4 protein-coding genes are annotated in these 6,433 nt (G+C 43.7%); 1 reads left to right on the forward strand and 3 read right to left on the reverse strand.

The window, feature by feature from the left end; all coding sequences use genetic code 11:
* The first annotated feature begins 335 nt into the window (after positions 1–335).
* The gene (mnmG, locus tag JUI58_RS01385; RefSeq protein ID WP_204101951.1) at positions 336–2,252 is read left to right on the forward strand and encodes a tRNA uridine-5-carboxymethylaminomethyl(34) synthesis enzyme MnmG; all 1,917 of its coding nucleotides are present in this window, start codon (positions 336–338) and stop codon (positions 2,250–2,252) included.
* 74 nt (positions 2,253–2,326) lie between these two features.
* Here mnmG and JUI58_RS01390 read toward each other — a convergent pair whose 3' ends face one another.
* The 3 genes from JUI58_RS01390 to menH all read right to left on the reverse strand — a co-directional run bounded on the left by JUI58_RS01390 (position 2,327) and on the right by menH (position 6,245).
* The gene (locus JUI58_RS01390; protein WP_204101952.1) at positions 2,327–3,616 is read right to left on the reverse strand and encodes a glucose-1-phosphate adenylyltransferase; all 1,290 of its coding nucleotides are present in this window, start codon (positions 3,614–3,616) and stop codon (positions 2,327–2,329) included.
* A gap of 93 nt (positions 3,617–3,709) precedes the next feature.
* Positions 3,710–5,446: a 2-succinyl-5-enolpyruvyl-6-hydroxy-3-cyclohexene-1-carboxylic-acid synthase gene (gene menD / locus JUI58_RS01395; protein ID WP_204101953.1), complete on the reverse strand. Its 1,737-nt coding sequence runs from the start codon at positions 5,444–5,446 to the stop codon at positions 3,710–3,712.
* The gene (gene menH / locus JUI58_RS01400; protein WP_204101954.1) at positions 5,436–6,245 is read right to left on the reverse strand and encodes a 2-succinyl-6-hydroxy-2,4-cyclohexadiene-1-carboxylate synthase; all 810 of its coding nucleotides are present in this window, start codon (positions 6,243–6,245) and stop codon (positions 5,436–5,438) included. Before menH ends, menD begins: the two co-directional genes overlap by 11 nt.
* Positions 6,246–6,433 lie beyond the last annotated feature (188 nt).

A 6,433-nucleotide genomic window follows, 5' to 3' on the forward strand; every position in this document is an offset into this window, starting at 1 on the left:
CGACAGAGCGGGGAACTAGCTTCGCATTCCCAGGTGTCGTGACCCAAATAACGTAGTACGCGGGGTACTGAGTCTGGTCAGAATGGCTTGTTAGATTTCTCTTTCAAGCCTCACGCCTTTAGGTTGAGGTTCCTGACACGTTAATTCGCTGGGGAAATGACCTGTAAATATCGTTTTTGCACCGCTTTTGTCTTCGATCCGAATGATTTGAGATTTGTTCCGAAGAATTTATACATTTAGCGGATGTTTGTAGCAGAATTTCGGCAAAAAAGCAAGCCCACAATCGTTTCTTCAAGACCCGCTACAATATAAAAATACTCTAACCTGTCCGGACGATGACTATCCCAACTCCTGTAAACTTCCAAGACGAATTCGACATCATTGTTATTGGTGCCGGACATTCTGGATGTGAAGCTGCCCTCGCTGCGGCGCGTTTGGGATGTCGAACCCTCATGTTAACCTTAAACCTCGATCGCATTGCTTGGCAACCCTGCAATCCGGCGGTAGGCGGTCCTGCGAAGTCCCAACTCACCCACGAGGTGGACGCATTGGGGGGGGAAATTGGCAAAATGGCCGATCGCACCTATTTGCAAAAGCGGGTTCTCAATATCTCCAGAGGTCCTGCGGTATGGGCGTTACGCGCTCAAACTGACAAGCGGGAATATGCCAAGGTGATGAAGGAAATTGTCGAAAATCAGGAAAATTTGGTCATTCGAGAAGGAATGGCCACGGATTTAGTATTGGGTAAAAATGATGAGGTTATTGGGGTACAAACTTATTTTGGCTCTGGTTTTGCAGCGAAGGCGGTAATTCTCACTACAGGCACTTTTCTCGGCGGTCGCATTTGGGTGGGTGATAAGTCCATGTCTGCGGGACGGGCAGGGGAATTTGCAGCAGTCGGATTGACGGATACTCTTAACCAGTTGGGGTTTGAGACGGGACGCTTAAAAACTGGGACTCCTGCGCGGGTGGATAAGCGATCGGTGGACTATTCCAAAATGGAGCCTCAACCTCCCGATGAAAAGGTACGTTGGTTTAGTTTTGACCCGGAAGTGTGGGTAGAACGGGAACAGATGAATTGTTATCTCACCCGCACAACTCTAGAAACCCATCGTTTAATTCAGGAAAATTTGCACTTATCTCCGGTTTATGGTGGCTTTATTGATGCCAAGGGACCCCGTTATTGTCCTAGTATTGAAGATAAAATCGTGCGTTTTGCTCACAAAGATTCTCACCAGATTTTTATCGAACCGGAAGGGCGAGAAATTCCTGAATTGTACATTCAAGGCTTTTCGACGGGATTACCGGAAACGCTGCAATTGCAGATGTTACGGACGTTACCAGGGTTGGAAAACTGCACGATGTTGCGTGCCGCTTATGCGGTGGAATACGACTATTTGCCCGCGACGCAATGCTATCCCACTTTGATGACGAAGAACATTGAGGGGTTATTTTCGGCGGGACAAATTAACGGGACGACGGGATATGAAGAGGCTGCGGCACAAGGTCTTGTGGCGGGTATTAATGCAGTAAAATTTGTTAAAGGAGAGGAAATGTTGGTATTTTCTCGAGAACAAAGTTACATCGGTACATTGATTGACGATTTGTGTACTAAGGATTTAAGAGAACCTTATCGAATGCTCACTTCTCGTTCTGAATATCGCTTGCTTTTGCGTTCCGATAATGCCGATCGCCGTCTCACTCCTTTGGGTCGAGAAATTGGCTTAATTGGCGATCGCCGTTGGCAATTATTTCAAGACAAATACGCCAATATTGAGGCCGAAAAAGAGCGATTGGATAACACGCGGGTCAAAGAAGGTGACGCGATCGGCAAGCAAATTCTGGCAGATACCCAGCAGAGAATTAAGGGATCGATTACCTTAGCGGATTTGTTGCGGCGATCGGGTTTTCATTATCTCGATTTAGAGCGTTATCAATTGGGCAATTCTGAGTTAAATCTCATTGAAAAAGAAGATGCGGAAATTGAGATTAAATATTCAGGATACATCAAACGCCAACAAAATCAAATCGAACAAATTAGCCGCAATACTAATCGAAAATTACCTCCCGATTTGGACTACATGAAAGTGGAAACATTGTCAATGGAATCGCGAGAAAAATTAACAAAAGTTCGCCCTTTGACCATTGGCCAAGCCTCGCGCATTGGGGGAGTTAACCCTGCGGATATTAACGCACTTTTGGTTTATTTGGAAGTGCGGAGTCGTAAACAAGCGGTGGGAGTTGGCACATAAAAAGCGATCGCCTGAATCCAAATTAACTATAATTTTGTTCAGGCGATCGCCTTTAATTATTTCCTCAACATAAGTTAAATCACTGTATTATCAGGAATAACCGCATTTTTCAACACCACCACAATACCACTGCGAATGAAAAAGCCCTCATCTTCGCGATTAGCTTCTTCAACCCGATCTTTATTGAGGATTAAAACTTTCTTACCAATGCGGGCATTTTTATCAACAATTGCCCGGCGAATGGTCGAACCCTCACCAATTCCCAGAGGAACTTTCGTCATTTCTAAATTGGATTGACGTTCAGCAAAAGGTTCATAATAATCGGCACCCATCACTAGGGTATCCTCAATTTTACAATCAGATTCAATGCGAGAACGAATTCCCAATACTGAATGACCAATCTCGCAATTTTTGAGAATGCAGCCTTCACCAATAATCGATTCACTCACCTTACAGTTTAACAGTTTGGTAGGAGGAAGATAGCGAGAACGAGTATAAATAGGCGCTTGTTCGTCATAAAAACTGAAAGCAGGTTTCGGCTGTACCGTTAAGGCCAAATTTGCTTCAAAGAATGATTCTATCGTTCCAATATCTTCCCAGTAATCGTCAAAAAGATACGCCTGAATATTATAATCCTGGGCGGCTCCTGGAATGATTTCTTTACCAAAATCTGTTTGTTCTGTATTCTTCTTCAGCAGTTCGATCAAAGCATTTTTCTTGAAGACATAAATCCCCATTGAAGCAATATAAGGCTTTTGTTTTGCCTCTTCTGGCGTTAAACCTAAAGCCCTGGTATCTACCTGCATGGCTTTAAGTTCACTTCCTTTGGGTTTTTCGCTAAAATCAATAACCCTGCCCGCATTATCAATCTTCATCAAGCCAAAACTAGAAGCGCGTCTTTCGTCAATGGGAATCACCGAAAGGGTAATATCGGCATTCGTTTCCCGGTGGCGATCGATGAATAAACCGTAGTCCATGCGATAAAGATGATCTCCTGAGAGGATAATCACTTCATCCATATCCCATTCATCAAATAACCACAAATACTGACGAACCGCATCGGCAGTTCCTTGAAACCAGTCTGGGCGATCGCGGGTTTGTTGTGCCGCAAGCACTTCTACAAAACCATCACTCAAACCGCCAAAATTATAAGCGCGGGTTAAGTGACGGTTAAGAGAAGCTGAATTAAATTGCGTCAGAACGTAAATTTTATTAATGCCTGAATTAATACAATTACTAACAGGAATATCGATTAAACGGTATTTGCCTGCTAGGGGAACTGCCGGTTTTGCCCGTAGTTTCGTTAGTGGGTAAAGACGGGTGCCGGCACCTCCACCCAGAATGATTCCTAATACTCTTTTCACGAAAAACCTCTAAATTGCCAATTATTATCTCTCCATGACAAGTTTAGGACGGGAGGGGACATCTGGGAATAGTTGATAGTTGATAGTTGATAGTTATTTGTTAGACCATTGCTGAAATTTTTCTTTGCGCCATTGGGCATCTGCGCCGCGATGGGTGGGGATTTCGATCGCTCTGATTCCCTCCTCGGGGAGAGGATTTAAGAGGGGTTCTAGGCGCTTCCAAGCAGTAATGCAGTGATATTCGATGCGGTATGCAGCACAGAGTTCGGCAAAATCGATCGCCTGGGGAGTCGCAAAAAATTCTTCAAAGGGGGGGTTAAATTGGGCAATGGGTAAGTTCTCGAAAATGCCGCCACCATTATTATTAATCAGGATAATGGTGAGATGCCCCCAAAATTTGTTGGTTTGCAACAAACCATTAATATCATGGAGAAGGGCGAGATCTCCGGTTAGAAGCACGCTACTGCGGTTGCGGTGGGCGATACCGAGGGCGGTGGAGAGGGTGCCGTCAATGCCATTCGCACCTCGGTTGAAGTAGGGTTGAATGCGATGGTGATTGGGTCGCCAAAAGGTTTCGACATCCCGAATGGGCATACTATTGGCGATAAATAAGGGGGTTCCTGGGGGTAGCATTTGGGATAATAACCAGGGAATTTTACCTTCAAATAGTTCTTTGGTTGCGGTGAGATCGCGATCGCAGATTTCTCGCATTTGGGTTTCTTTGGCTTGCCATTGTTTTAAATAGGGGGATGGCGATCGCGCGGAAGTTTTGGGAAGGGTTAACTGTTCGATCGCGGTTCTTAAATGCAGGGTTTTCCCGTGGAGAGGATCGAGATTTTCTTCTCTGGGATCGACGATCCATCGTTGCGGTTGCGTATTTTGCAACCACGATCGCAGGATTTTACTGGTGGGTAATTCGCCGATTTGAATTACAATTTCGGGGATTAATTCTTGAGCTAATTCAAGATTACGAAGGAGGAGATCGTAGGTACAAATCAGGTTAGGATTTAGATCGGCATAGTTGCGGACGGGAGAGAGTCCTTCTGCTAAAACGGGAAATTGTAGAGTTTGGGAAAGTTCCGCGATCGCGCTGCAATAAGCACTTGGTTTTTGAGGGCAACAAATTCCTGCAATAATAATTCCTTTTTTTCGGTTTTGCCATTGAGAAGGCATTTCAATCATTGCCTGTTGTCTGCCTATTCCCGGTTGTCTATTCCCCAGAAATGCAAAAAATTCTTCCTCATCAATTTGCGATGCTAAGGCTTTAATTTCTAGTTGTTCGATGGGGGCTAGGGGTTTGCGGAAGGGGAAATTTAGATGCACAACTCCAGCATGAGGGAAGCGCGATCGCGTCCAGGCTTGAATCGTATTTTGTCGCCAATAATGCAGGATTTCTAGGCGATTTTCTGGTAGCGGAAATTGTGCTTGCCAGTTGGGATATTGTCCATAAATTTTAAGTTGATCGATGGTTTGTCCGGCGCGACAATGTTGCAATTCTGCTGGGCGATCGGCGGTTAAAACGAGCAAGGATACATTGCTCAGACTGGCTTCTATAATTGCAGGATAAAAGTTAGCTGCGGCGGTGCCAGATGTACAGACAAGGACGACGGGTAAGCGGGATTTTTTGGCAATTCCCAGGGCAAAGAAACTGGCAGAACGTTCGTCTAAAATGGAAATAGCTTCAATGCGATCGTGTTGGGCAAATGCAACAGTTAGAGGAGTAGAACGAGAGCCTGGACAGAGAATTGCAGTAGTCAAACCGAGACGAGAAAAAGTCTCGACTAGGATAGAACTACAGAGGGTATTGATGTTACGAAAGTCAAGAGGCATTCAAAAAATATTTAACTTTTTTAATAAATTTTTCGGGGTTCTCTAAATGAATATTATGACCGCAATTTTCAACAATTTGCAATTGTATGAGAGGGGAAAGAGTTTGCATTTGGGTTGCGATCGCAGTAAATTTTGCATCTAGTTCTCCAACCAGTAATAATAAAGGATTTTGTAAGGTTTTTAGTTCATCCCATAAAGAGGGTTGTTGTCCTGTTCCCATATATCGCAGAGATTTTGCTAATAATAGGGGATCGTTTTGCCTTCTCCTCTGTATCATTATCTCAAATTTAGTCTCAAATTTAGCCTGACTTTGCAAAGAAGAAAAAAGCGGATTTTGATACCAATCTTTGAGAAAGTTTTCCAGCGATCGCGTTTCTAAGTTGCTGGCTAATTGTGCATCTTTTTCGCGCCGCTTTTCCTGTTCGAGTGGGGTCTTTAATCCAGGAGATGCGGATTCTAGAATAATTTTAGGGAATTTTTGCGGAAAATGCAAGGCAAGATAAAGCGCTAATCTTCCTCCCATCGAATAACCTAGTAAATAACACTGGAGGAGATTAAGATTGTCGAGGAATTCGGCGATCGCATTCCCTGTCTGTTCCATTTTATAACAATCATCTCTACCATTAATTTCCGTTTTACCATGTCCTGGAAGATCGATCGCCAAACAATAAAAATCCTCAGCAAATTGAGAGATTATCGTTTGAAAATCATCTCCATTCCCCATAAATCCATGCAAAAAAAGGAGAGGAGTATTTTTGCTATTTCCTCGAGTCTCAATGTGAAAATCATAATCATTCATTTTCAATTTTACTGCGATGGTTATAAAATAACTAACAGCCAACCTCCGCATTAAGCAAGGGGGATTATTCTATTGTTGGGTGCATCTCAGTTTTGTAAAAATGTAAAAACAGCGAGCAAGATGTTTGTCCTTTGGACACGCTATACGGACGCACTACCCCCATTATGTCAGTTTTTTAAAAATAGCGA

This window comes from Spirulina sp. CCY15215 (genome assembly GCF_016888125.1).
In the GTDB taxonomy this organism is placed as follows: domain Bacteria; phylum Cyanobacteriota; class Cyanobacteriia; order Cyanobacteriales; family Spirulinaceae; genus CCY15215.